Here is a 26,427-nt window from a genome sequence, read left to right as displayed (position 1 = left end):
CGCGCTCAACCCGGCGCGATCGGCGGCGCCGCCTGTTGATGAGGCGGCGGCGGCGGCGGTGACGCTGCGTGCTGCAGCACCAGCGCCATCAACGTCGCGGTCGCAATCGTGATCAGATAGTCGCGCATCGCTGTCACTCCCTCGTCGATTACATTTGTAGTCGAAATCGCTGAATGACACCTGAACCACCATTTAGTTGTTCTCTGCGGCCTGATATCCGCCGCGCCCATCGCCGGGAAGCGCGAAGTGGCGGGATCGGTTGGGCGGAGGCTTTGCTGGGTCGTCGGCGCATTCGGGGGAGGCCGTCGGGACGCCCGGGGGCGAATGCGCCGCGGTGATCCGCGCGGGGTCGCGGCGGCCACGACGGGCATGTCCCCGCCCCAAAAGCGCCTACCCCGTTGAGGTATAGGCCTATCCGACTGCGCATATCCCTTCGTTCCGGCGGCTGCCTTATTCTGCACGGCATACGGGTAACGGGGGTTGTTCGATGAAGACGGTGCTGCTGGCGGGCGGTCTCGGCTCGCGCCTGGCGGAGGAGACGGTCCGCATTCCGAAACCGATGGTGGAGGTCGCCGGACGCCCGATCATCCTGCACGTCATGGACATCTATGCGCGTCAGGGCTTCACCGATTTCGTCGTCGCGTGCGGCTACAAATCGATGGTGATGAAGAAATTCTTCCACGACCTGCACTTCATGGCGAACGACTTCACGATCCATGTCGACAATGGCGCGATCGCGCTGAAGCAGAATCGCTCGATCGATTGGGACGTATCGGTCGTCGACACCGGCGAGTTGACGATGACCGGCGGACGCCTGCTGCGATTGCGCGAGTGGATCGGCGACGAGCCGTTCATGGTCACCTATTCGGACGGCGTCGGTGATATCGACATCAACGAACTCGTCCGCTTCCACCGCGAGCACGGCGGACTCGCCACCGTCACCGCGGTCCAGCCCCCCGCGCGCTTCGGCAACCTGGAGCTGGAAGGCGACCGGGTCAGCGAGTTCACCGAAAAGGTCCAGAAGCACGAGACCTGGATCAACGGCGGCTTCTTCGTATTCGAGCCGCAGGTGCTGGATTACCTGACCGGCGATGCAGAGCCGCTGGAACAGGCCCCGCTCGCACGGCTGGCCGCGGACGGCGAACTCTACGCCTATCGCCACACCGGTTTCTGGCACCCGATGGACACGGTGCGCGACCGCGATCACCTGTCCGACCTGTGCGCCGCCGGCAATGCGCCGTGGCTTGTGCCGGAGCCCGTCCCCGCACCGCACACGATCCCCGTCACTCCCAAGATTTCGGCGCAGATTTCCGGCCATGCGTGACGCGGGGTTCGACGAAGCCCGCGCGCGCGCCGCGTTCGGCGGCCGCCGCGTCCTGCTGACCGGGCATACCGGGTTCAAGGGCGGTTGGCTGGCGATCTGGCTGCGGCGGCTGGGGGCCGACGTCACGGCGGTGGCGCTGCCGCCGCCAAGCGAGGGTCCGAACCTGTTCGACGCCGCGCGGGTCGCCGAACTGGTCGATCATCGTATCGCCGATATCGCCGACGAATCGGCGCTGGCCGCGGTTCTCGCAGGGATCGACGCGGAGCTTGTCATCCACATGGCCGCGCAGTCGCTGGTGCGGCCGTCCTACGCCGATCCGGTCGGCACGATGCGCACCAACGTCGTCGGGACCGCCGCGGTGCTCGACGCCGCGCGGCGGATGCCGTCGCTGAAGGGCGTCGTCGCGGTCACCAGCGACAAATGCTACGACAATCGCGAATGGGTGTGGGGCTACCGCGAAAGCGATCCGCTCGGCGGGGCCGATCCATACAGCGCCTCAAAGGGCTGCGCAGAGATCGTCGTCGATGCGTATCGCCGGTCCTTCTTTACGGGCGAGGACGCGCCGATCATCGCCAGCGTGCGCGCCGGAAACGTCTTTGGCGGCGGCGACTGGTCGGTCGACCGGCTGGTGCCCGACATCGCCCGCGCGGTGGCCGCGGGAACGCCGGTCACGATCCGCAATCCGCACAGCGTCCGCCCGTGGCAGCACGTCCTGGAACCGCTCGCGGGCTATCTTCAGGTTGCGACCGCGATCCTTGAGGGCGATCGCCGTGTCGGAGAGGCATGGAATTTCGGCCCCGACACCGACAGCGTCGTCGACGTCCGCACGCTCGCCGACGGCTTCGCGCGGGAATGGGGCGCGGACGGCCCACGCTTCGTGTTCGGCGACGAAGGCGCCGCGCATCCCGAAGCGGGCATTCTGCGGCTCGACAGCACCAAGGCGAAGGTGGGCCTCGGCTGGCGGCCACGCCTGTCGCTGGACGAAGCGATCGCACTGACCGTCGACTGGTATCGCGCGCAGCATCTCGGCGTCGCCGACATGCGCGACGTCACCGAACGCCAGATCGCACAATATGTGGGCGCGGCGTCCGCGTCGGTCCACCCATTCCCCGCCCACGAACCACGGATCGAGGTTGCAGCATGCGCGTGAACTATGGCCAGACCGTACACGGCGAGGAAGAGATCGCGGCCGTCGTCGACGTGCTGCGCAGCTCGACGCAGATGGGCGAGCGCGTCCGCACGATGGAGGCGCGGATCGCCGAACTGTTCGCCAAGCGCCACGGCATCATGGTCAATTCGGGTTCCTCGGCCAACTATCTGGCGGTCGAACTGCTGAAACTGCCGCCGGGCAGCGAGGTTATCACTCCCGCCCTGACCTTTGTCACCACCGTCGCGCCGATCATCCGCAACGGCCTGATCCCCGCCTTCGTCGACGTGCGCGAAGGCACATACAATATCGACGAGGACTCGATCGAGGTGATGATCACGCCTGCCACGCGTGCGATGATGATCCCGTCGCTGATCGGCAATCTGCCCGACTGGGACCGCATCCGCGCTATCGCCGACGACCACAATCTGATGGTGATAGAAGACAGCGCCGACACGCTCGGCGCGACCATCCGCGGCAGCAGCACGGGCACCCGTTCGCATATCAGCACGACCAGTTTCTATGGCAGTCACGTCATCAACGCCGCGGGCAACGGCGGCATGCTGTGCGTCAACGATCAGGCGCTGGCCGACCGTGCAAAGCTGTTGCGGTCGTGGGGGCGATCGTCGTCGCTGTTCGTCGATTCGGAAAATGTCGAAAACCGCTTCAACGTGTCGCTGCAGGGGATTCAATACGACGCTAAGTTCGTGTTCGAGGAACTTGGCTACAATCTCGAACCGTCCGAAATCGGCGCTGCGTTCGGGCTGGTCCAGCTCGACAAGCTGCAACAGAACATCGGCTTGCGCGAACGCAATTTCGTGCGGCACATGGATTTCTTCGCCGCTTACGAGGACTGGTTCGTCCTGCCGCAGCAGCTGGATCGCTCGGTCACCGGCTGGCTCGCCTTCCCGCTGACGATCCGCGAAGATGCGCCTTTCTCGCGCCGCGACCTGCAGGTCTGGCTCGAACAGCGCGACATCCAGACGCGCGTCGTGTTCACCGGCAACATCCTGCGCCAGCCCGCGATGGCCAACGTCGACCTGCGCGCCGCGCCCGGCGGTTATCCGGTCGCCGATGCGGTGATGCGCGGCGGGATGCTGCTCGCCTGCCATCACGGCCTGACCGACGCGCAGATCGACTACGTCCACGAGAGTTTCGCCGACTTTGCAACCGCACACGTCACCTCGGCGCGTCGCGCCGGCGCGGCCTGAGTTTTTCGAATTTTGGGGGGAAGAAGATGAACGACCAGTTGCACGAATGCCGCGCCTGCCTTGCGCCGAAACCGTATCTGTTCCTGCCGATGGGCGATCATCCCCCCGCGAACATGTTCGTGCGCGCAGCCGAACTGGCGGAGGTACAGCCGAGCTTCGCGCTGAACACGCAAGCCTGCCTGCATTGCGGGTTGATCCAGGTCGCGGACCAGATCCCGGCCGATTTCTTCCGCCACTATCTGTACGTTCCGTCGGGTGCGGATACGATGCACACGCATTTCGGCGCATTCGCGGAGGTGCTGACGAAGGAGGCCGAGGGCGGGCTGATCGTCGACATCGGCGCGAACGACGGCCTGCTGCTGCGCGCCTGCAATGCGCTGGGCGCAAAGACGCTGGGCGTCGATCCCGCGGCCAATCTGGCGGAGATCGCCAAGGAGCGCGGAGTCGAGATCCATGTCGCCTATTTCGATCCGAAAACCGCGGAAACCGTCCGAAAAGAACGCGGACCGGCGAAGGTCATCGTCACCACCAACACCTTCAACCACATCGGCGACCTGCACAATTTCATGGCCGGGGTGGAACATCTGCTCGCCCCCGACGGCGTGTTCGTGATCGAGGTGCCGTGGGCGCGCAAGCTGCTGGAACACAATGAATTCGACACCGTATATCAGGAACATGTCTCCGAATTCAGCCTGTTGTCATTGCAGAAATTGGGCGCGTTCTTCGATCTGGAGGTCGTCGATGTCGACCGGCTCACCGTCCACGGCGGGTCGATGCGCGTGTTCCTGCGCCACACCGGCACACGCAAGCCGACCGCTGCGGTGGCGGACATGCTGCAGGAGGAACGCGACGCCGGGATGCTGGACGCCGACACCTATGACAAATTCGCCGACCGGATCAGCGCGATCGGCAAACAACTCGCGGCGATGCTCGGCGATCTGAAGGGCCAGGGGCTGAAAGTCGCCGGCTATGGCGCACCGGCGAAGGGAAACACCCTGCTCAACTATTTCGGCATCGGCCCCGACAAGCTGGATTTCCTGGTCGACCGCAACCCGCTGAAGCACGGCCTCTATTCGCCCGGCATGAAGATTCCGGTGCGCGACGTGGACGCGATCGCGGAAGAAAGGCCCGACGTGCTGATGGTGCTGGCGTGGAATTTCTTCGACGAGATCCGCGCGCAACAAACCGATTTCACCGCGCGCGGAGGGCGGTTTCTGGTGCCGCTGCCGCAGCCGACGCTCGTGTCCTGACGGCGCGGCGATGACCGAGCGGGTTCTGATCACGGGGGGCGCGGGCTTCATCGGCGCGCGCCTTGCCGCACGGCATCTGGCGGAGGGCAGCGAGGTCCACATCGTCGTCCGGCCGGGATCGAGTTCCTTGGGTATCGACGGTGTCACCACGCATGCGATCGATCTGTCCGACCGGTACGACGTGGAGGATTGCGTTGCGGCAGCGCGCCCGACGTTGATCTATCATCTGGCCAGCGATTCCGGGCGTGGCAATCCGCCGCCGGAACCCAATCGCCGCGCATTGCTGGGCGATCTCGACAATCTGATCGCCCTGCTCGCCGCAGCGGTCAGCGTCCGGCCGCCGCTGAAGGCGTTCATCCGCGCCGGGTCGCTCGCCGAATATGGCGACGGGGCGACTCCTTCTGACGAGGACCAGCGCGAACAGCCTTTGTCCCCCTATACCGCCGCGATGGTGGCGGGCGCGCATTATTGCCGGATGCTCCAGCCGCAACTTCCCTTCCCGGTCCGCACCGCACGCCTGGCGTTGACCTACGGCCCGGGCCAGTCACGCACCTTCCTGCTCCCGTGGCTGATCGATCGCTGCCTGGCGGGTGAGGACAGTATGATCAACGCACCGCTGGCGCGTCGCGACATGATCTTCATCGAGGACGCGATCGACGGCCTCCGCCGCCTCGCCGCAGCCGACCGCGCGGGCTGCGCCATCGTCAACCTGTCCTCCGGCATGGCCCCGACCGTGCGCGACATCGCCGATCTGGTAGCGCGTTCGTGCGGCTATGATCCCGCGCGACTCCATTTCGGCAATGCGGCCGGACGCGGCGCGCGGACCATCTGGGGCAGCAACGCGCGCGCCTTCGCGCAACTCGGCTGGCGGCCCGCGGTCTCGCTGCGCGACGGCGTCGCGCGCACGGTGCGTGCGCACCGGGCAGCGCGACTGCCCGATCGCGTGGCAGTTCCGACGGCAGCGTCTGCGATGGCGGCCTCGGCATGACCGCTCCCACGCTCGTCTCGGTGCTGGTGCCCGCCTATAATGAGGAGGCGAACGTCGAGCGCGCCTATGCCGCGATCGTCGCGGTGTTCGACGCGCTACCCGATCACGATTGCGAGATCATCTTCACCGACAACCATTCCACCGACCGCACCTTCCCGCTGCTGCGCGCCATCGCCGAGCGCGACCCGCGCGTCCGCGTGATCCGGTTCGCGCGCAACTACGGCTATCAACGATCCTTGTTGATCGCCTACCAAAGCGCGCGCGGCGATTGTTCGGTGCAGATCGATTGCGACCTGCAAGATCCGCCCGATCGCATTCCCGAAATGCTCGCGTTGTGGCGGCAGGGTCATCAGGTGGTATACGGCGTGCGCCGCTCGCTGGCCGACGGCCCGCTGACCGCGGCGTCGCGGCGCTGGTTCTACCGCATGGTCAACGCGCTGAGCGAGGACGATCTGCCGCACGACGCGGGCGAATTTCGGCTGGTCGATGCGCGGCTGCTGACGGAATTGCGTGCGGTGCGCGACACCAGCCCGTATCTGCGCGGCCTGATCAGCTCGATGGGCTTTTCGCAGATCGGCTTCGAATACGATCGCGCTGCGCGGGTCGCGGGCGAAAGCAAGTTCCCGTTCAGCAAGATGGTCGGCCTCGCGATGGATGGCGTGCTGAACCATTCGCTGATTCCCCTGCGCGTCGCATCCGGCGTCGGCATCGCGGTCGGCGTCGCGACAATGCTGGGGATCGTCGGCTATCTCGCCGGTCGCGTGATCTTCGGACAGAACTGGCCCGCCGGTTTCGCCACGACGACGCTGCTTCTGTTGCTCGGCATCATGCTGAACGCGTTGTTCCTGGGGATCATCGGCGAATATCTCGGCCGCATCTTCATGCAGTCGAAGGCGCGTCCGACCCCAATCATCGAGGCTCAACTCAACGGCGCGGGACCGCTGTCGCTGGAATCGCAGGCGTCGACGGCGCTGCGCGAGGTGCGCTAGCCAGCGGGGCGACCAGCACGATCGCCTGATCCGCATCGCCCGAATTGCGCAGCTTCATGCGCGTCGGCACGTAACCATGCGCCAGCGCCCAATCGAGCAACGGCCGGTCCAGCGCGCCCTCATAGCCCACGACCACCGCGGCGGGCGGATCGCGATCCAGCACCGCGCCTACGCTCGCAGGCGTGACGGGATGGCGGTAATGACGCAGCTCGTCCGCCGGAACCCATTGCAGCGCGCGATAGACGAACGGTCCCAGGGCAAGCCCTGGATAGATCGGCACGCCCCCCTCCAGCGCGTGCAGCGGCCCCAGGGTCGCGATCCGGCCGGTCCGTCCGCCGGCGCGCGCCATCGCCGCGATCAGCGCGCCGTCGCGGTGGACGCGCGCGCCCGTGACCTTCTTGGGCTCGGCGACCGTGGGCAGCGCGGCGACCAGCAACGGCGCAGCGATCACCCCCGACACCGCGATCGCCGCAATCAGCAGCGGTCGCGCAGCGGCGCGGCGCTCATCGTCCAGCACGCCCGCGATCAGCCCCAGCAGCAGAACCGCGAACGGGATCGGAATCGTATAATATTGCGGAAAGGCGGGCGTCGGCAGGAACGAGAGCGCGAACGACAACGCCAGCATCGCCGCCACCAGCGCGATCCGCCAGTCAAGCAATCGGCGTCCGGCCGCGAACGCCAGTGTCACGATCGCCACCGCGGTCACCAGCGTCGTGCCCGAAAACCACTGCGACCGTGCAAGGATCAGCTTGTCGCGCAGCGCGATGACCTGCGGCGCGTCCGGATCGGCATGAAGCGCCCAGTAATGCAGCTGCGGCCCGCGGTGGAACGCGACATTGTGCGCAATGAATCCCGCCGGGTCGGTCGCGAAAAACCACAATGACGGCCCCAGCCCGACCAACCCGCCCACGACCATCGGCACGATCAACCGCGACACCCGCGCGGCGAATCCGCCCCCGGCCGGCGCGATCAGGGCGGCGATCGCGACCGGCGCGATCAGCACCGCGTAATTCGCCTTCAGCCCCGCCGCGCACGCCAGCAGCAATCCGCTCGCCGCTGCCAGCGAGATCGACGGAAGCGGCCGGTCGACCGCGCGAAAAAAGCAGTACAGTCCGCCCAGCATGAACGGCACGGGCAGGAAATTGTTTGTCACCGTCATGCCGGTCTGGTCGAGCAGCGCGACGTTGAACGCCAGCAACGCGACCAGCGCCACCGCGGCCAGCATGCTCCGCGCATAAGCGCGCCCAATCAGCCACATCGCGCCCAGCGCCCCGCCCCACGCGGCAACGATCAGCAATCGCCCGAAGAACAGGTAATGGTCGGTCCCGGTCACCCCGTAGATCGCGGCCAGCAGGATCGGCAGGTTCGGCAGATGGCTGAACCCCAGCCCGTCATACAATCCGTCGAATGAGAACAAGACGCCTGCGCTCACATAGAATTGCTCGTCATGCTGCAACGGAAACGCCATCACCCGCGCCGCGATCGCCAGCACGCACAGCAACGCCGCGGCCAGCGCCGCCCAGCGCCAGCGCGACGCGGTGTCCGGCTGCAGCCGCCGATCTTCCCGGCCGGTCATCTCGTGCATGGCAACGCTCCCCGCGATCCGCCCGCCGAACGATAAACCCACCGCCCGCGATGCCGAGCGCGCAGGGGGAGTACCCCCGCCAAGCCGTCGCCGCTTTGGCAGACGCGCTGCTATGGTCGCCTAGGCCGCACAGACTTCGCGGCGAGGACGGGGGCGTCTGGTGCTGGCGGCGAGCGATTTCTTCACGATGCCGGTCGAGGCGATCACCGCCGCGCATGAGGCGCGCTTCTTCGGCGGGCTGAAGACCGGCAACGACACGTTCAAACGCACCGAACCCGGACGCCTCGACGCAATCGACGCCGCGGTCGCGCGACGGATCGGCGCGGAAGGCGGGCAGCTGCGCGAGGTGCTCGACCTCGGCATCTCGTCTGGCGTCACCACGCTGGAACTACGCGCGGCGTTGCGGGCGGCGGGCCATGACGTGACGATCACCGGCACCGATCGCCTCCTGCGCGCCGACCTGGTCGACCTGCCGTGGGGGTGCCGCGCGCTGGTCGAGCCGGAGGGGCACGTCCTGCAATATGAGGTGATGGGCCGGTCGCTCCGGCCGTGGCGGCGGCGGCTGGACTATGTCACCGGCATGGCCGCGGTGCGCTGGTCAGCCGACCGGCTGCTGGGCGGCGCGATTCGCGACCGGCGGCGGCGAAAGCGCTTCACGCATCCCGTGATGCTGGTCAGCCCACGCCTGTCCAGCGCATCCGCGGTGTCGCTGATCGAGGACGACATCACCGTGAACAACCCGCGGCTGCGCGCCCGCTTCCAGTTCATCCGCGCCGCCAACCTGCTGAACATCCATTATTTCACGCCCGACGCCTTGCGTCGCGCGATCGTCAATGTGCTGAGCTACCTCGATGGCCCCGGCGCATGGCTTTTGGTGCTGCGCACGCACGGCATCGACGACCACCGCGGCACCCTGTTCCGCGTCCGCGCCGACGGTACGCTGATGGCTTATGAGCGCTACGGCGGCGGTTCGGAGGTCGAGCGGTTGTTGCTGGAAGGCGACTGACCTTTACCGCACCGCGCGCCCCGCCAACCGTTCACGGTGCGCGAAGTCGAGGAACTCTTCCAGATTTGCCCAGCCGTCGCCGTCGCGGTCGCGCCAGGCGTCGTTGACTGCCGGGTCCAGGCCCCGCGCGCGTTCCCAACCGTCGGCCATGCCGTCCCCGTCGCTGTCGGGGTAGGGCACGCCCGCATCGATCAGCGGCAGCGTGCGATCGGGCATTCCGATATGCCCGGTGCGCGTCCGCACCTCCGACACCATGCGCTCGTCGAACCAGTCGCGCGGAAACGCCCCCGCCTGCGCCAGCACCGCAGGATAGGCGTCGCGCGCCGCGGCGGGCTTCAGGCTCAGCGGACACACCGGCGCGGCGACGAATGCCTCCTGCGCAACGGGCGGCACGACAATCCCATCGCCATCGATCAGATTGTCGCGCTGATAGATCCGCGCCCGCCCGGTCGATCCGATCAGCGGACGATCGATCGCAAACGCCTCGCGCGACGTGCTGGGGCCGCGGCGATAGATGTTGCCGACGACGTTGACCGGCGTGCCGCCATAGCTTTCCCAGATCTCGGTGAACTGCAGCGATGCGTCGTACAGCACGTTGTTGACGACCTCGACGCACGATCCCGGCGCGAAGTTCACGTCCGGATTGCGATCGCCGTTGTGCGCGCACAAATTGTGCAGGAAGCTGACGCGCTGCGGCCCTTTCGGATCGCTCGACAGCAACGCGCATTTGTCGTGCCGCGGCGTGCCTTGCGCGAAGATCGACCAGGAGATCGTGATGCGGTCGTTCTGCGCATAGCCGCCGACGTTCTCGTCACGCGCCCACGATGAGCTGACGTGATCCAGGATCACATTGTCGCTGTTCTCGATGATGAAGGCGCTGTCGGCGCGGCGCAGTTCGCCGTCGCGATCGTTGCGCACCCGGATATGCCGCACCACGACGTCATGCGTATCCTTGATCACGAACGGGGTTGTAGCCCCCTTGCCCCCGGCATGCGCGATCAGGATGCCGCCGCCGGGCGCGGTTTCCCCCGCGATGGTGATGAACGGATTCTGGATCATCGGCCGCCTGGTGGTGTAGCGGATCAGCCCTGCGACCCGGAACACGCAGACGCGCGGCCCGGCGGCGTCGATGCACGCCCGCAGCGACCCCGGCCCGGCGTCGGCCAGCGTCGTCACCGCGATGATCCTCCCCCCGCGCCCCCCCGCCGCGCCGCGCCCGTGACCCTCTGCCCCCGGAAAGGCCAGCCGGTCGTCGGACCGCACCGCGGTGAGACGCGCGACCGGCGCCGCGGCCGAAGCGTTTTGCTTCGGACCGGCGTCGCTGCCGCACGCAGCGACCGCCGCAGCGAACAGGCTCACGACCATGGCACCCTTGGACACTGCGAACGGCATCTTTCGCCTTCCCGGTTCAGAAGTTGGCGCGCACCCCCAGCTGCCCGGTGAAGCGGGAAAATTCATCGAGCGGCTGGCTGGCATTGCGCTCCGCCGCGGTCAGGGTCGTAAACAGCGAAAGATTGCGGCTGAGGATGTATTCGGCGCCGAACTGACCCTCGTAGATGTCCTGACTATTCGGGATGACGCCACGAAACGAAGAACGCCGCCAGCCCGCCTGCGTGTACCAGACCAGATTGTGCCGCGCTTCTTGATCGACCCGCAGCGACGCGCGCGTATCGGTACGTCCCGAAGCGCCAGACCGCACCGTGGCGACATTCCCGCGAAACGCCGCGAAGGTCAGCGCGGTGCGCGCGCGCGGCGACCAGATGACGCGCCCATCGACCGCGATACCGGTGTAGGATTGCAGCGCCGGATCATCCGCCTCGGCGCGAAACACGCCGACGCCCAGGCTGCCGCGCAGCCGCCCCGACACCTCGCGGCTGGCGCCCAACAACGCGCCATAGGTCGTCGCATCACGATCGACGCCGCTGAAATCCCGTCGCAGGTCGAAATTCCGCCGCGTCGCGAACCCCTCCAGGAAGAACGCGACTGGAGCCGCGCTCTGATAGCTGACACGCGCCGCGGCGCGATAGGATTTCATGTTGCGATCGCGTTCCGATCGATCGAGAAAATCATAGCGATCGAAGCCCGGCGTCAGCTTCACCTCGAACGGTCCGCCGCGAAACGAATAGCCCACTTCGCCCGAAAACAGGTTGATCTTGCGCGGCGATACGTTGGTCGGCGCGCGCGCTTCCGGATCCGCGCGCGATTGCACCGCACGGTCGAACCTTAATTGGGCATCCAATGTCTGCGTCGGCGACAGCCGCGTGCTGCCCGAAACCTCCGCGCCGAACTGTGCCGAATTTTCGCGCGTCGTATCGAAATATTGCCGGAAATTTCCGTAGGCTTCGCCATGGACGTTGGTCGAGCGCGATTGCCAGTCGATCTCGGCGCGCGGCGCGATCACCGCGATCACGTCATCCCGCGCGTTCGCCGATGTCGCATAGACGTTCGAATCGTATATCGCAGAAACGTCGACGCCCAGCCGCAGTTCGGCCGGGCCGATTTGCCGCACCACGGGTTCCAGTCCCGGTCGCGGCAGGACCAGTGGCGATCCGCCGCGGCGCTCCTGCTGCGCTTGGGCGGGAAACATTGGCGCCGCCACCAACGCCGCCCCGACGATCGCACGCTTCAACCCGGCGGAGCCGTGGACGGCGGGCATCAGAACCATGCTTCGGGCACCCGGATCGTATCGCCAGGCAGGATCGTGGCGTTCGGACCCGCGCGGCGCTGCGTGCCTCCTGCAGGAGTGACGCGGCGCACCGACGCCGCCTTCTGGTTCGCGCGGAACGTGTACCCCCCGGCGATCGCTACCGCGGTGGTCACGGTCATGCCCGGCACATAGGGATATTGCCCCGGCTTCTGCACCTCGCCCAGGATATAGATCGGCCGGTATTTCATTACCTGCACGCTGACGCTGGCGTTGGGGGCCAGTTGCCGCTCGCGCAGGATGCCCGCGATGGCGGTTTCCAACTCGGGCGGCGTACGACCGGTCGCCTTGACCGAACTCAGCAGCGGCAGCGATATCGTGCCGTCGTCGCTGATGGTGTAGCTGTTGCTCATCTGGTCGAAGCCGAACACCGCCAGCCGGATTTCGTCGCCCGGCCCCAACCGATAGACCGCAGGACCGCTGCTTTCGATCGGCGGCAGGTCACCCAGGCCGCTCGAACACGCGGACAAAAGCAGCGGAGCCGGCAGCAGCAACGCGGCCAGCGCGCATCGACGATGCATGATTCCGATCCCCCGCAACCTGTTCGATTCTGATGTTCAAGCTACGCCTTTCGCGCCCCGTCGGGAGGTGTTCTTTCGACGTACCTCACTCCCGAAGGTGGTAATCCGTTCGGATCGGTCCGCGCGTTGATCGGTCAGCCTATGCTGCACGCCGGCCGACAGCGAGATGCCCATCGACAACAGCAACGGCACGATGAAACTGCGCGCATACAGATGCGGCGACGCCAGCGTGAAGGCGAAAAACGCGAGCAGGACCGCCAGCCCCAGCGCCGCGGCGGCGCGGTCGTGACGCATCGCGCGCAGCGCCGCCACCAAAGGTGCCAGCATCATCGCCAGCCAGCCGAGCAGCGCGATCACCCCGCCCTCGGCCCAGATCAGCAGGTACATGTTGTGAACCGGGGCCTGGTCCGCGGAGACCACCCGATACCGGTCGACCCCCAGCCCGACCCAGGTCGTGTTGTTCACGATGCCCCATGCTTCCTTGATCAATTCCCAACGGCCCGCGAACGTGCCCGCCTGATTGATGTCGCCCGCCTCGAATGCGCCAGCGACGCGGGCCTGGAACACCGACGGCAGCGTCAATCCCATCGCGAACGCCACGCCGAGCGCCGCCGCGATCACCGCGACCATGCGAAAAGCGTGCGATCCGCCGGCGACGATGGTGAACAGCAGCAGCGCCGCGACCGCGCTGGTGAACCCGGTGAACGATCCCGACAGCAGCAGCGCAGTCCCCAGCACCACCAGTCCGGCGTACGTGATCACGGTCGGGATGGCGCGGACGCGCGACAGATACAGCAGGAACGGCATCGTCATCGCGATCATCGCCGCGTTCCAGTTCGCGTCGGCCATGAACGTGCTCAACCGGTGCGCACCGGTGATGAATTCGTGCGCCATCCATTTTGTCTCGTCGCGTGAACCGCCGGTGACGAAATAGACCGCGATCCCGAACAGCTCCATCGCCAGCACGCCGTACAGCATCGGCCGGGAGATCGCGATCGATCGCGCCGGATCGCGCTGGATCACCAGCAGCGGCAATACCGCATAGGCCATGAAATACTGCCCCGCCACGATCAGCCAGCGCGACGAATCGTCGTTCAGGACGCTGGCGACGAATAGGCCCAGCAACAGGGCGAACAGCCCACCCATCCACGGCAGCGTCAGGCCGCGCAGCGGGGTGGCGTTGATCGCATTGCCCGCCAGCAACAGCAGCGCCGCCAGCAGGAACAGCGCATCGCTGATCGTGAACAGCATATCGGGCAGCACGCGCCACGTCAGATACGGCGTCAGGAACAATGCGCCCGCCAGAACCGCGCTGCCCAGCGCCGCGATCTGGCCCGGGCGCGCGACCGTCGGCTCACGGGGAGCGACGCGCCAGCGACCGGTGGCGGCCGCCGTCACGCCGCCACCGATCGCTGGCGCGCTTTCCAGTGGCTGAGATCGCGGTCGATCATCTGTTCGAGCCGCACGATATCGTCGCGGTAGAAATCCTCGACCCGGCGGCGCACGTCGTCTGGCAGCGCCGGATAGACCACCGGCCGCGCAAACAGGCCCCGGACCTGGTCGAACGCACGTTTGCCGCGCAACGGCGCCGCCAGCTTCTTCAGCGGTTGCGGCAACCGACGCAGCGCGAGCGGCAGCACCGCCGCCGCGCCGTCGTTCACGCGGCGCTGCGCATCGGCCAGCGGCAGGCGCGGCAGCCCCAGGAAATCGGCGACGTCCGCCGCGACGCTTTCGGGCGCGACGCTGATGTCGTCGTGCAGGATGATCTTGATCTGCTCGCGCGGGAAATGATCGAACCAGCGCTCCAGATGCTGCGCGTAAAGCCCGTCGTCCAGAAATCGCGGCATCGTCGTGCGCGCCCGGTCGAGATAGGCGGCGATATCATTCCCCACCTGCCCGCGCCGGAACAGCATGCGATAATCCGAATAGGCGCGCGCCACCGGATCGCGCAGTTGCGCGACCAGCCTGACCGTCGGCAGCAGGTCCGCCATCCGCTGAGCGGCGTCGGGATCGGCAAGATAGTCGGCCGATTTCTCACCCACCATCTGATCCGCCTGCGCGCCGCCGAACCACTGCGCGTATCGCGCCACCTTGCCGTGGTCGCGGCTGAAGAAATGCGGCTCGGGGCCGGGCATGAACACGTCGGGACGCGATCGCAACTGATGCGCGATCCATGTCGTCGCCGCTTTCGCCGCGCCGATGACGATGAAGCTGGGTAACCGAACGCCCGTCATCTTTCCCCCACGCGCAGCCCTGACAGCGTCCCTATCCGCGCGACGCCGCGGCGATCACATCCGCCACCACCTCGCCCATGTCGGCGACCGTCGCCTCGTCCAGCGTCGGATCGACCGGCAGCATGATACTTGTCTCGCCCAGCATCCGGCACGTGGGCAATCGATGCGAGGGGACAAAGGGCGTACCGACAAAGGCTTGCTCAAGGTAGATTTCGGGGCAGATGCCGGTCCCCGCGGGCACGCCCGCCGCGATCAGTTCGGCGACGATCCGGTCGCGCGACCAGCGGTACGCCAGCATGTGCGGCCGGACGAAGGCGTAGTATTTGTAGTAAGCGTGCTGTGTCTGCGGCGGCGGAATGGTCAGTCGCACCGCCGGTAGCGGCGCCAGCGCACGATCGATCGACGCGGCGTTGCGCCGCCGCGCATCGACCCATTCGTCAAGCTTCGCCAACTGATGTCGCCCGATCGCCGCCTGCATCTCGGTCATCCGCAGATTGCTGCCCAGATTCTCGTGCAGCCACTTGAACGTGCCCGGCGTGCCGCCCTTTGGCGGTCCGGCCGGGTTCTTGCCGTGATCCTTGTACGCCCACGCGCGCCCCCAGATCGCGTCGTCGCGCAGCACCAGCAGGCCGCCCTCGCCGCCAGTGGACATGATCTTGTCGGTGCAGAACGAAAACGCCGCGGCCGCCCCGAACGAACCGACCGGCCGGCCGTTCAGACGCGCGCCGTGCGCCTGCGCGCAATCCTCGATCAGCGCGATGCCCAGCGCGTCGGCCAGCACCGCCAGTTCGTCGACCGCGCACGGCCAGCCCGCGATATGGACCGCGATGATCGCACGCGTGCGCGGCGACAGCACTGCCGACACGGTCGCCGCGTTCAATCCCTGCGTCGTTTCGTCGACGTCGGCGAATACGATCGTCGCGCCGACCGCCGCGACGCAACTGGCCGACGCGATGAAGCTGCGTGCGGGGACGATCACTTCGTCGCCGGGGCCGACCTCCAGCGCGCGCAGCGCCAGTTCCAGCGCCAGCGTTCCGTTCGCGACCGCGATCGCGTGCGGCACGTCGCAGCGCGCGGCGAAGGCGGCCTCGAACGCACGGTTGTGCTCGCCGTGATGCAGCGCGTTGACGCGGCCCGACCGCAACGTGGCGACGACCGCGTCGATCTCCGCCTCGTCATGGCATGGCCAGCGGCTGACGATCGGAGCGGTCAGCGCCCGGCGCGGCGTCCATGTCGGGATCGGGTCGTGAACGCGAACGGGCGTCGCCAGGCCGATCGGCAACGGGGCGGCGACGTCGCTTTCTATGCGCAGCGGGCGTGCCATCAGCCGGCCTGCGACAGGATGAGTTCGTGGACCGGACGATCGTTCGCCGCGATCTCGATCGCCACGATCGGTTCGTCCTCGCGTTGTCGCAGCACGTCGTCCGCAATCGCACGGCAGGTCCGGTCATCCCCCGCCGCGCTCGCCGCCTCAAGCAACTGGAACGCCTGGTCGAGCTGCGCCAGCGGAACCGCCTTTGGTTCGGCCTCGAACACGCCGGGAATCGACGCCGGCTGCCGCGTCTCGATCGCATCGAACAGTTCTTCGTACAGTTTCTCGCCCGGCCGCAGGCCGGTGATCTCGATCGCGACGTCGACCTCGGGCTCGAACCCCGCCAGGCGGATCATCCGCCGCGCGATGTCGATGATCCGCACCGGCTTGCCCATGTCCAATACGAAGATCCGGCCGCGTTCGGCCCGCGCGTCCAGGCCGCAGGCGGCGCTGTGCAGCACCAGCTGCACCGCCTCGTGGACAGTCATGAAGAAGCGTTCGATGTCGGGATGCGTCACGGTCAGCGGTCCGCCGCGACCCAGCTGACGCTGAAACAGCGGGATCAGCGATCCGCTCGACCCCAGCACGTTGCCGAACCGCACCGTCATGAAACGCGGCGCGGCGGGATCGCCGGCGCCGTTCAAATCCAGCGCCTGCGCATAGAGTTCGCCGAGCCGCTTGGTCATCCCCATGAAACCGACCGGATTGACCGCCTTGTCGGTCGACACCTGGATCATCGCCCGCGCGCCATACCGTTGCGCCGCGTCGGCCACGTTGCGTGTGCCCAGCACGTTGGTCTGGATACCCGCCGACAGATGTCCCTCGACCAGCGGCACGTGCTTCAGCGCGGCGGCGTGGAACACCAGTTCGGGCCGATGCAGGTCGAACACGCGCATCAGTTGCTGCCGCTGGCGAATCGAACACAGGACCGGCGCGCGCGGGACGTCGGGGTAATTCTCGCGCATCTCCAGATCGACTTCGTACAGGTTGAACTCGTTCGCATCGAGCAGGATCAGCTTGCCCGGCCGGAATCCGGCCACCTGCCGCACCAACTCGCGCCCGATCGTGCCGCCCGCCCCGGTCACCATCACGCAGCGCCCGGCGATCGCCGCCCCGACCGGCGTCGCATCCAGCGTCGATTGCGGCCGCCCGAGCAGGTCGGCTACGTTGATGAAGCGGAAATCGGGCGCACGATCGGCGTCGTCGCCATAGGCCGTGAACCCGGAGGAATAGGCCACCTCCAGCCCCAGCAGCTGCGCACCCGACACGATGTTCGCCATCGCCGCGCCGCGCATCCGGTCGACGCTGCCCGCGAACACCAGGCATTCGGGGCGGCGGCCTTCGGCCTCCAGCCGTTCAACGACTCGGGCGAGTTCGCCGTATGCGCCCAGGATCGGCACGCCGCGAATGCGGGTCTGGCGATGGATGCCGAGATCGCCGATGATCCCGACCGGACGGAATCCCGATTGCGAATCGGCTTCCAGCCGGCGCAGCAGCACGTCGACGTCGTCCCCCGGACCCAGCACCAGCGCGTTGCGCGATCCGCGCCGCGTCGACTTGGTCGGTTGCGGCGGCTTGACCGATCCGCTCATGAATTCGCCGCCCATGCGCCGCGCCATCCGCATCGCGCCCAGCAGCATGACCAGCAACAGCCACTGGATCACCGGAATCGACCGCGGCATCCAGCCGATCGATCCGGTCGCCAGCAGGATCAGCGAGAAGGCCAGGATGGACACCGTCACCGCCTGCGCGATGGCCAAAAGGTCGCCCAGCGACGCAAAGCGCCAGATGCGCCGGTGCAGGCCGAACAGATAGAAGGTCGCAGCAGCGGTCGCGGCGAACACCGACACCGCCCACGGCGCCTCCGCCAGGACGATCGACGTGCGCGGCGCCCCCACCCGCAGATCGATCGCCGCGACCAGCGAAAACGCTGCGGCGGTCGTGTCCAATCCGATGATCAATAGCGTTCGCAGCGGTTGCCGCACCGCCTGAATCGACACCGTCGTCTTCATTGGTCTGCCCCCCACACCAGAGCGGGCAGCATAGCTTCGGCCCGCACCGCAGCGATTGGCGCGTGCGGAAGGACCAGCGACTAATCTTGACCCCGATCGCTCACTTTCGGGCGAACGACTTCCCTAACCGCACGCTCACCATGATTTGACTTCGGATTACCCCTTTGGGCGATGCGCTCCCATGCGCCATTGTGTCGGCGCAAACGGATGCCCCATGCATCCCGAAAGGGCATTCGCGTCGTGCGGTCGCCATTGGAGCCGCGCCTTTTCCATCCGGGCGATACCCGGAATCGCAACTGTTTGCATGGCGTCGCCGCTCTAGCTTCGGGGTGGTGGGACGCGTGTGATGGGGTGGAACACGATGCGCACATGGTTTTCTTCGGCGCGCCGCGCAGGCGTGCGCACAATATGGGACGGCCGGGTCCGGGATCGCAGGATCGCGGCATGACGCGACGATTGCCGCGGCACCACGGCGCCACGATCCAGCACGTGTCGACCAGCCTCGACATGGGCGGCGCGCAGACGATGCTGGTCAAGCTGATCGAGGCCGAACCCCGGCACGGCGGATCGCGCCACGCGATCGTGTCGATGCTGAAACCGGGCGTTCTGACTCCCTCGCGAGAGGAGGCGCCGGTCTACACGCTGGGCATGGCGCGCGGGTTGCCGGGGCCGGCCGCGATCGTGCGGCTGTTGCGCATTACCGGCCGGGTTCGGCCCGATCTGCTGCAGGGCTGGATGTACCACGGCAATCTCGCCGCCAGCATCGCGGGCGCACTTCAGACGCGCGGGACGCCGGTGGTGTGGAACGTGCGACATTCGCTGGTCGACCTGGCGCTGGAAAGCCGTGCGACGCGGCGGCTGATCGCGCTCAGCGCACGGCTGTCGCGCGGCACGGCGGCGATCGTCTACAATTCGCAGGTCGCGGCGCGGCAACATGAGGCGGTGGGCTTCGCGCCCGAACGCTCGATCTATATCGCCAACGGCTTCGACTGCGGCCGCTTCCGTCCCGATCCCGCGGGCCGTACGGCGCTGGAACAACGGTTCGGGGTGCCGCCGGGGCCGATCGTGGTGGCGATGGTGGCGCGGCTACACCCGATGAAGGACCACGCGACCCTGGTCGATGCCGTCGCGCGCGCCCGCGCGGCAGGAGTCGATCTGCATCTGCTGCTGGTCGGCACCGGCCTGGACGGGCCGCCCCGCGCGCTGGCGGATCGCATCGCACGGCAGATTCCCTCGACCCGCGTGACGCTGGTCGGTGAACGCACCGATGTCGCGGAATGGTTGCCCGGCGTCGATATCGTCGCGTTGTCATCCGCCTGGGGAGAGGCCTTTCCCAATATCCTGGGGGAGGCGATGGCCTGCGGCATACCGTGCGTGGCGACCGACGTGGGGGACAGCGCCTGGGTGCTGGGCGAAAGCGGAACGATCGTGCCGCCCGGCGACGTCACGGGGATGGCGGCAGCGCTGGTCCGGCTGGGAGAGGACGGCGCGACCGAACGCCACGGCCGCGGGATCGCGGCGCGCGCACGGGTCGTCGACGAATTCGAGATCGACAGCGTCGCCCGCCGCTATCGCCAATTGTACAGCGCGATCCTGCGCGGCGACGCGGTGGCGCCGCAGGGCCGGACGACGGCCGCCTGCCGCACGGAACAGATGGTCGCGGGATGAAGATCGTCGTTCTCGCCAGCCTGGCCTATTCCTTGGTCAACTTCCGCGGCGCATTGCTCGCGCGAATGGTGGCGGAGGGGCATGAGGTGGTTGCCTGCGCCCCCGATCCCGCGCCGCCGGAGGCCGCGGCGCTGGCGAAGATCGGCGTGCGATATGTGGCCGTAGCGATGGATCGCACCGGCGCGAATCCGCTGCAGGATCTTGCGACGCTTCGGCGGCTCGTCCGGCTGTTGCGCGCCGAACGCCCCGACGTCCTGCTGGCCTATACGCAGAAACCGATCGTCTATGGCGGGCTGGCCAGCCGGATCGTCGGCGGCATCCGCTTCTTCGCGATGGTCAGCGGGCTCGGCCATGTCTTCAGCGACGGCGGCGGGGCGCGGCGGCGCGCGTTGCGTGTGGTGCTGTCGCGAATGTACCGCGCCGCAGTCGCACGCGCCGAACGCATCTTCGTCTTCAATCGCGACGACGCCTCAGAGATGCGCGCGCTGGGGATCGTGGATGCGCAGCCGGTCGATCAACTGCCGGGGTCGGGGGTCGATGTGCACCGCTTCGCGCATGCGCCGCTACCGCCCGGTCCGCTCACGTTCCTGATGGTCGCGCGCCTGATGCGCGACAAGGGACTGGCGGAATTCGTCGCCGCCGCCCGCGCGATCCGCGCGCGGCATCCCGCGGTGCGCTTCCAGATTCTCGGACCGCTCGATCCCAACCCGACCGGCATCACCCGCGCCGACATCGATCGCTGGGCGCGATCGGGCGATGTGGAATATCTCGGCGAGACGCGGGACGTCGCCCCGATGCTCGCCCGCGCAAGCGTCTTCGTCCTGCCAAGCTATTACCGGGAGGGTCTTCCACGCACGATCCTGGAGGCGATGGCCACTGGACGCGCAATCGTCACCACAAACATGCCCGGCTGCCGCGAGCCGATCACCGAAGGCACGAACGGCTTGCTCGTGCCGCCGCGCGATGCCGATGCGCTCGCGGCGGCGATGCAATGCTTCGTCGACGATCCCGCGCTGGCGGCGTCGATGGGTGCGGCGTCACGCACGATCGCCGAGGACGTGTACGACGTAGACAAGGTGAACGACCGGATCATCGCTGCGATGGGATTGCAGCGGGGCGCTCCCTCCGCCGCCGTCGCGACGCGGCGTGCGCTGGGGGACCGGCCCGCGATCGAACTGCCGCTCGCGATGGTCGCGATGCTGCTGGCGATGCCGGTCATGGCGCTGGTCGCGCTGGTGGTGTTCGCCACCCTCGGCCGCCCGGTCATGTTTGCGCAGACGCGCGCGGGCCGCGACGGCATTCCTTTCACGCTGCGCAAGTTCCGCACGATGCGGGACAGCGTCGACGCCGCGGGCGATCCGCTGCCCGACGCCGAGCGGCTGACCCCCACCGGCCGCGTGCTCCGTCGCGCGCGGCTGGACGAACTGCCGGGCCTGTGGAACGTGCTACGGCGCGACATGAGCCTGATCGGCCCGCGCCCGCTGCTGCCGCCCACCATTCAGGCGATGGGCTCCAAAGGTGTCGCGCGCGGCGCGGTGCGGCCGGGGATGACCGGCTGGGCGCAGGTCAACGGCAATGCGTTGTTGGGGGACGGCGACAAGGTTGCGCTGGACCTGTGGTATATCGCGCATCGGTCGCTGTCGCTCGACGCACGGATCGTCGCGCGCACCTTGTGGGTCGTCGTCGGTGGCGAAACGGTCCGCTCACACCAGATCGAGAGGGCCTATGCGCGCACTGCTGATCGGCGCGGTTGAAGGCACGCGCGTCGCGCTGGACGCCATCGCCGCCGCGCCGGGCTGGACGCTGGCGGCGGTCGCCACGCTGCCGCCAGACCGCGCCGCGCGCCACTCGGATTATGTCGACCTGACCGATCCGGCGGCGGCCGCGGGGGCGCAGCTTATCCATGTCGTCGAAGGCAATGGCGCAGCATTCGTCGAACAGGTCCGCGCGGTCGCGCCCGACATGACGTTCGTGATCGGCTGGTCGCAATTGTGCGGCCCGGCGCTGCGCGCGGCGGTGAACGACCGCGTCGTGGGCTACCACACCGCCGCGCTGCCTCGGCTCCGCGGCCGGGCGACAATCCCGTGGACGATCCTGCTCGACGAGAAGATCACCGGATCGACCTTGTTCCGGATCGACGACGGCGTCGACAGCGGCGCGATCATGGCGCAACGCTTCTTCCACGTCGCGCCCGACGAAACCGCGTTGACCCTGTATGCGAAGCACATGGGCGCCCTGTATGACATGCTCGACGACCTGCTGCCGCGGCTGGCGCAGGGCGAGGTCGCGGGCGAGGTGCAGGACGAGCGGCTCGCGACCTGGGCGACGCGCCGTCGTCCCGACGACGGGCGGATCGACTGGCGGCGTCCGGCCGACGACATCCACCGTCTGGTCCGCGCGGTCGGCCGCCCATATCCCGGCGCGTTCACCGAGGCGCGCGACGCCCGGATCACGATCTGGCGAACCGAGCCTTGGCAAGACGGCGCGCGACACCACGCTCTGCCGGGTCAGGTGATCGCGCGTGACGCCGATGGGTTCGCGGTCTGCTGCGGCGACGGGCGCGCGCTGCTCATCGTCGAATCGGACGCGATCAAGCCGCCAGCGATGCACAGTCATCTCGGGACCGCGCAATGACCGTACTCAATGACGATTCCGGCCCTGTCCTGATCGTCGCACCGCACCCTGACGATGAAGTGTTGGGGTGCGGCGGCACGATCGCGCGGTTGACCGAGGCGGGACGCGATGTCCACGTCGCGATCGTCACGACCGGCGCGCGCCCGCGTTTTTCGGCCGAGCAAGTCGCGGCCGTGCGCGCCGAGGCCGCGGTGTCGCATCGAATGCTGGGCGTCACGCAGACGCATTGGCTCGATCTGCCCGCCGCCGAGCTCGATCGCTTGCCGCATGCCGACCTGAATGCGGCCATCGCACGCATATTCGCCGCGGTCCGTCCCGGCACCGCGTTCGTACCTTTCGTTGGCGACGTGCATCTCGATCACCAATTGGTCTTCCGTTCCTGTCTGGTCGTCGCGCGCCCACGCGACGACGCTGCGCCCGCGCGGCTGCTGGCGTATGAGACGCTGTCCGAAACCAATTGGGGCGCGCCGGGAATCGATCCGGCCTTCGCGCCGACCGTGTTCATCGACATCGCCGATACGCTGGAGCGGAAGCTAGCCGCCTTCGCCGCCTTCGCGTCGCAATGCCGCGATTTTCCCGATGAACGCTCGCCTGAAGCGATTCGCGCGCTTGCCGTGCTGCGCGGCGCGACGGTCCATCGCCGCGCTGCCGAGGCGTTCATCCTGGTGCGCGCGATATGGTGATGCCGGTTACATTGCTGTTGACCTCGGCTGGACGACGCGTCGCGTTGCTGGAGGCATTCCGGCACGGCGCGGAGGCCGCTGGGATCGATCTCACGGTGCTGGCCTGCGATCTCGCGCCCGACATGAGCGCCGCCTGCCGCGTCGCGGATCGCCGTTTCGCGGTGCCGCGGGTGGACGATCCCGATTACATCACCGCCCTGCTGGCGATATGCCGCGATCACAATGTTGGCCTGCTGGTGCCGACGATCGATACGGAATTGCTCGCGCTGGCCAATGCTGCCGAATCGTTCGCTTCGATTGGTTGCCATGTCGCGATCAGCGCTCCAGCGGTGATCGACATCGCACGCGACAAGCTGGCGACCGCGACGTTTCTCGACGCCTCTGGAATCCCGTCCCCGCGCACCACCGCGCTCGCAGCGTTGCGCGCCGGCTGCGCGGATTGCGGCTGGCCCGCCATTCTCAAACCACGCCACGGCAGCGCGAGCCGCGGGTTGGCGATCGCACGCGGTCCCGACGATCTGCCGCAGACGGAACAAGAGCCGATGATCGTTCAGCAATTGCTGAGCGGCGAGGAATGGACCGTGAATCTCTATTTCGACGACCACGGTGCGCTCCGGACGGTCGTGCCGCACCGCCGGCTGCAAGTCCGCGCGGGCGAAGTGGAAAAGGGCGTGGTCCAGCGTGATCCAGCGCTTCAAACAATCGCCGAGCGGATCGCGGACCACCTGCCCGGCCCGCGCGGCGTCCTTTGTTTTCAGGCGATGCGCGACGCGGGCGGCGCGTTCAGCGTGTTCGAAATCAACGCGCGGTTCGGCGGCGGCTATCCGCTCGCCGACCGCGCCGGGGCGACCTTCGCCCGCTGGCTGCTGGAACGCTGCACCGGGCTGCCCGACACCGCGCACGACGGCTGGACCGCGGGCGTCACGATGCTCCGCTACGACGCCGCGATCTTCATTGACCGATGCGCCTGACGACAATCGTCCTCGATCTGGACGACACGCTCTATCTGGAGCGCGACTACGTGCGCAGCGGCATCGTTGCGGTCGGCGACTGGATGCGCAAACGGCGCGGCGCGGCCGATTTCGCATACACTGCACAAGCGCTGTGGGACGCCGGGCAGCGCGGCCACTTGTTTGACGCCACGCTGGCGCAATTGGGGATCACGCCGGATCGATCGTTGGTCGAGGCATTGATCGTCACTTACCGCGCACACCTCCCCGACATTCACCTCGCGCCCGACGCCGCCGCATTCCTCGCCGATCCGCTCGGCAGCCGACTTGCGCTGATCACCGACGGTCCGCCGGTCGCGCAATTACGCAAGATCGAGGCGCTCAGGCTCGACCGTGCGGGAATCGATCCGCTGATCCGCACCGGCGTATGGGGCGACGGCTTCGGCAAACCGCACCCCCGTGCCTTCCGCATGGTGGAGGCGCGGCACGGGGGGAGCGGCGCGCAGATGATTTATGTCGCGGACAATCCGGCGAAGGATTTTCTCGGACCCCGAACGCTCGGCTGGCGCACGGTGCAGATCGACCGGGACGGTGCGGTCCACTCCCGCACCGCCCCCAGCGAACGGCATCGCGCGGACGTTACGATCAGCTCGCTCGCCGAACTCGAAAAACTGGTCGCCCCCGCCGCGTGGGAACTGGCGGTCGGCGGCGTGTGATGCGCGCCGCGTTCGTCCTGGCCGGGCTGCAAGCGGGCGGCGCGGAGCGTGTGATCGCGCAGATCGCGGCGCATGCGGTGGAGCAGGGATGGAGCGTCACGGTCATCGCGTTCGACGCGCCGACGGACCCGATCTATCATCCGCTTCATCCCGCGGTGACGCTGCGGCGGCTCGCGCTCTCCCCTGGAACTAACGCGTTCCTCGGGACGGCGCGCAGCATCCGCCGGGTCGCGGCGCTGCGACGCGTGCTACGCGACGGCGCGTTCGATGTCGTCTTGTCGTTCTTGACCAAGATAAACGTCGTCACGCTGCTGGCGAGTCTCGGTCTGAGACTTCCCGTCGTCGTCGCCGAGCGCAACAATCCGCAGCGCCAGGATGCGCATCCGCTGTGGAACCGCGCAACCGCCTTGCTGTATCCGCGCGCTGCGGCAGTGGTCGTACAGACCGAACGCGGCAGGAACGCGCTGCCCGCGACCGCGCGGCGCAATGCGGTCGTCATCCCCAATCCGGTCGAACTGCGTCCGCCGCGCGATCCATCACAATCGCCGCCGACCCTGGCCGCGGTCGGTCGATTGACCCACCAGAAGGGGTTCGACCTGCTGCTGACCGCCTTCGCCCAAATCGCGCCCGAGGTGCCCCGCTGGCGGCTGGTCGTATGGGGCGACGGACCATCGCGCAATGTGCTGGAGGCGCGGCGCAACGCGCTGGGGCTGGCGGACCGGGCGACGTTTCCCGGACCGTCCGCCACGCCAGCCGGCTGGATCGACTTGGCCAGCGCGTTCGTCCTGTCGTCGCGCTACGAAGGCTGGCCCAACGTCCTGGCAGAGGCGATGGCGGCCAGCCTGCCAGTCGTCGCGTTCGACTGCGATTTCGGCCCGGCCGATCTGGTCGAGGACGGGGTGAGCGGGCTGCTGATCCCGCCCGAGGACGTGGCGGCGTTGGCGGCCGGTCTGCGCCGGTTGCTGTTGAGCGATGCGCTCCGCCAACAACTCGCCGACAGCGGCCGCCGGCGGATCGCGCGCTTCGCGGCTCGCGACGTCGCGACCCTCTGGCTGGACCTTTTGCACCGCGCTGGGCAGCATCGCGCCTGAAGGGCGTCCTCCTTGCCCGTTCGACCTAATCATTTGTGATTAGCCGCAATCATAGCAGTACGAATTACAGTTCATTGCCGGGGCAATGGGCCGTCGTCATGAACCCCATGGACGGAAAAATATCTTGTCCCAATGCGGCACGCTCAACTGCGATGACTATTTGCTGTCAAAAGACGGTACCACTTTACTTTCGTTACGATAAGTCGAGAGCGTGATGTCGCTTATTTACAATTCGAGTGTCAGGATTGGAAAAATCGTGCTTTCACCAAATGACTCATATTGATCCATTCTGGTTTTCGGTATAGCACCAACGGTGGGGAACGAATCGCAATGAGCACCCATTTCCGCCAATGCTGCGGTGTGAGGTTGTTCGGGCGGATAATCGTATCGGTGTCGCATGTT

At 67.4% G+C, this 26,427-nt stretch carries 23 protein-coding genes; 14 read left to right on the top strand and 9 right to left on the bottom strand.

Annotated features, from left to right (window positions below):
* Positions 1 to 5 precede the first annotated feature (5 nt).
* The gene (locus tag M0208_RS14750; RefSeq protein ID WP_258892429.1) at positions 6 to 128 is read right to left on the bottom strand and encodes a hypothetical protein; all 123 of its coding nucleotides are present in this window, start codon (positions 126 to 128) and stop codon (positions 6 to 8) included.
* Positions 129 to 487: 359 nt separating this feature from the next.
* Between M0208_RS14750 and rfbF the strand changes: the two genes are divergently transcribed.
* Genes rfbF through M0208_RS14720 form a run of 6 tightly spaced genes read left to right on the top strand, consistent with a single transcriptional unit; the run spans position 488 to position 6,909 of the window.
* Positions 488 to 1,324 (top strand): glucose-1-phosphate cytidylyltransferase, encoded by an 837-nt coding sequence (rfbF, locus tag M0208_RS14745; protein WP_258892428.1) that lies wholly within the window; start codon positions 488 to 490, stop codon positions 1,322 to 1,324.
* Positions 1,317 to 2,474, top strand: coding sequence for a CDP-glucose 4,6-dehydratase (rfbG, locus tag M0208_RS14740; protein WP_258892427.1), 1,158 nt, complete (start codon positions 1,317 to 1,319; stop codon positions 2,472 to 2,474). Before rfbF ends, rfbG begins: the two co-directional genes overlap by 8 nt.
* Positions 2,465 to 3,682 (top strand): DegT/DnrJ/EryC1/StrS aminotransferase family protein, encoded by a 1,218-nt coding sequence (locus M0208_RS14735; protein WP_258892426.1) that lies wholly within the window; start codon positions 2,465 to 2,467, stop codon positions 3,680 to 3,682. Before rfbG ends, M0208_RS14735 begins: the two co-directional genes overlap by 10 nt.
* Positions 3,683 to 3,708: 26 nt before the next feature.
* Positions 3,709 to 4,932 carry a class I SAM-dependent methyltransferase gene (locus M0208_RS14730; protein ID WP_258892425.1) on the top strand — a complete coding sequence of 408 codons (1,224 nt, stop codon included), beginning with the start codon at positions 3,709 to 3,711 and terminating at the stop codon, positions 4,930 to 4,932.
* A 10-nt stretch (positions 4,933 to 4,942) separates the two neighbouring features.
* Positions 4,943 to 5,920, top strand: coding sequence for an NAD(P)-dependent oxidoreductase (locus M0208_RS14725; protein WP_258892424.1), 978 nt, complete (start codon positions 4,943 to 4,945; stop codon positions 5,918 to 5,920).
* Positions 5,917 to 6,909, top strand: a complete 993-nt coding sequence (locus M0208_RS14720; RefSeq protein WP_258892423.1) for a glycosyltransferase family 2 protein — start codon at positions 5,917 to 5,919, stop codon at positions 6,907 to 6,909. The genes M0208_RS14725 and M0208_RS14720 overlap by 4 nt, the downstream gene beginning before the upstream one ends.
* Here the strand turns inward: M0208_RS14720 and M0208_RS14715 are convergent.
* Positions 6,845 to 8,494 carry a hypothetical protein gene (locus M0208_RS14715; protein WP_258892422.1) on the bottom strand — a complete coding sequence of 550 codons (1,650 nt, stop codon included), beginning with the start codon at positions 8,492 to 8,494 and terminating at the stop codon, positions 6,845 to 6,847. The genes M0208_RS14720 and M0208_RS14715 overlap by 65 nt on opposite strands.
* Before the next feature lie 160 nt (positions 8,495 to 8,654).
* Between M0208_RS14715 and M0208_RS14710 the strand changes: the two genes are divergently transcribed.
* Positions 8,655 to 9,500, top strand: coding sequence for a hypothetical protein (locus M0208_RS14710; RefSeq protein ID WP_258892421.1), 846 nt, complete (start codon positions 8,655 to 8,657; stop codon positions 9,498 to 9,500).
* A gap of 3 nt (positions 9,501 to 9,503) precedes the next feature.
* Here the strand turns inward: M0208_RS14710 and M0208_RS14705 are convergent, their stop codons facing one another.
* From M0208_RS14705 to M0208_RS14675, 7 genes are all read right to left on the bottom strand, one after another.
* On the bottom strand, positions 9,504 to 10,859 hold the full coding sequence (locus M0208_RS14705) for a pectate lyase (protein ID WP_258892420.1): 1,356 nt from the start codon (positions 10,857 to 10,859) through the stop codon (positions 9,504 to 9,506).
* A gap of 49 nt (positions 10,860 to 10,908) precedes the next feature.
* Complete coding sequence (locus tag M0208_RS14700; protein WP_258892419.1) at positions 10,909 to 12,165, bottom strand: outer membrane beta-barrel protein; 1,257 nt, start codon at positions 12,163 to 12,165, stop codon at positions 10,909 to 10,911.
* On the bottom strand, positions 12,156 to 12,725 hold the full coding sequence (locus tag M0208_RS14695; protein ID WP_258892418.1) for a polysaccharide biosynthesis/export family protein: 570 nt from the start codon (positions 12,723 to 12,725) through the stop codon (positions 12,156 to 12,158). Before M0208_RS14695 ends, M0208_RS14700 begins: the two co-directional genes overlap by 10 nt.
* A gap of 36 nt (positions 12,726 to 12,761) precedes the next feature.
* On the bottom strand, positions 12,762 to 13,532 hold the full coding sequence (locus M0208_RS18600) for an O-antigen ligase family protein (protein ID WP_408988155.1): 771 nt from the start codon (positions 13,530 to 13,532) through the stop codon (positions 12,762 to 12,764).
* A gap of 587 nt (positions 13,533 to 14,119) precedes the next feature.
* Entirely contained in the window at positions 14,120 to 14,959 is an 840-nt protein-coding gene (locus M0208_RS14685; protein ID WP_258892416.1) for a sulfotransferase domain-containing protein, read from the bottom strand.
* A 31-nt stretch (positions 14,960 to 14,990) separates the two neighbouring features.
* Positions 14,991 to 16,283 carry a DegT/DnrJ/EryC1/StrS aminotransferase family protein gene (locus M0208_RS14680; RefSeq protein WP_258892415.1) on the bottom strand — a complete coding sequence of 431 codons (1,293 nt, stop codon included), beginning with the start codon at positions 16,281 to 16,283 and terminating at the stop codon, positions 14,991 to 14,993.
* Positions 16,283 to 18,283 (bottom strand): nucleoside-diphosphate sugar epimerase/dehydratase, encoded by a 2,001-nt coding sequence (locus M0208_RS14675; RefSeq protein ID WP_258892414.1) that lies wholly within the window; start codon positions 18,281 to 18,283, stop codon positions 16,283 to 16,285. The genes M0208_RS14680 and M0208_RS14675 overlap by 1 nt, the downstream gene beginning before the upstream one ends.
* Positions 18,284 to 18,727: 444 nt before the next feature.
* On the opposite strand from M0208_RS14675, the gene M0208_RS14670 reads away from it, so the two are divergent.
* Genes M0208_RS14670 through M0208_RS14640 form a run of 7 tightly spaced genes read left to right on the top strand, consistent with a single transcriptional unit; the run spans position 18,728 to position 26,025 of the window.
* Positions 18,728 to 19,951, top strand: coding sequence for a glycosyltransferase (locus M0208_RS14670; RefSeq protein ID WP_258892413.1), 1,224 nt, complete (start codon positions 18,728 to 18,730; stop codon positions 19,949 to 19,951).
* On the top strand, positions 19,948 to 21,705 hold the full coding sequence (locus M0208_RS14665) for a sugar transferase (protein WP_258892412.1): 1,758 nt from the start codon (positions 19,948 to 19,950) through the stop codon (positions 21,703 to 21,705). Before M0208_RS14670 ends, M0208_RS14665 begins: the two co-directional genes overlap by 4 nt.
* Positions 21,677 to 22,585 carry a methionyl-tRNA formyltransferase gene (locus M0208_RS14660; RefSeq protein WP_258892411.1) on the top strand — a complete coding sequence of 303 codons (909 nt, stop codon included), beginning with the start codon at positions 21,677 to 21,679 and terminating at the stop codon, positions 22,583 to 22,585. Before M0208_RS14665 ends, M0208_RS14660 begins: the two co-directional genes overlap by 29 nt.
* Positions 22,582 to 23,268, top strand: coding sequence for a PIG-L deacetylase family protein (locus tag M0208_RS14655; RefSeq protein WP_258892410.1), 687 nt, complete (start codon positions 22,582 to 22,584; stop codon positions 23,266 to 23,268). Before M0208_RS14660 ends, M0208_RS14655 begins: the two co-directional genes overlap by 4 nt.
* Positions 23,262 to 24,239, top strand: coding sequence for an ATP-grasp domain-containing protein (locus tag M0208_RS14650; RefSeq protein ID WP_258892409.1), 978 nt, complete (start codon positions 23,262 to 23,264; stop codon positions 24,237 to 24,239). Before M0208_RS14655 ends, M0208_RS14650 begins: the two co-directional genes overlap by 7 nt.
* Positions 24,230 to 24,934 carry an HAD family hydrolase gene (locus M0208_RS14645; protein WP_258892408.1) on the top strand — a complete coding sequence of 235 codons (705 nt, stop codon included), beginning with the start codon at positions 24,230 to 24,232 and terminating at the stop codon, positions 24,932 to 24,934. The genes M0208_RS14650 and M0208_RS14645 overlap by 10 nt, the downstream gene beginning before the upstream one ends.
* Complete coding sequence (locus tag M0208_RS14640) at positions 24,934 to 26,025, top strand: glycosyltransferase family 4 protein (RefSeq protein ID WP_258892407.1); 1,092 nt, start codon at positions 24,934 to 24,936, stop codon at positions 26,023 to 26,025. Before M0208_RS14645 ends, M0208_RS14640 begins: the two co-directional genes overlap by 1 nt.
* The last annotated feature ends 402 nt before the right edge of the window (positions 26,026 to 26,427 follow it).

This window comes from Sphingomonas sp. SUN019 (assembly GCF_024758705.1).
Lineage (GTDB): Bacteria > Pseudomonadota > Alphaproteobacteria > Sphingomonadales > Sphingomonadaceae > Sphingomonas.
This window is presented reverse-complemented; position numbering and strand designations above follow the sequence as displayed.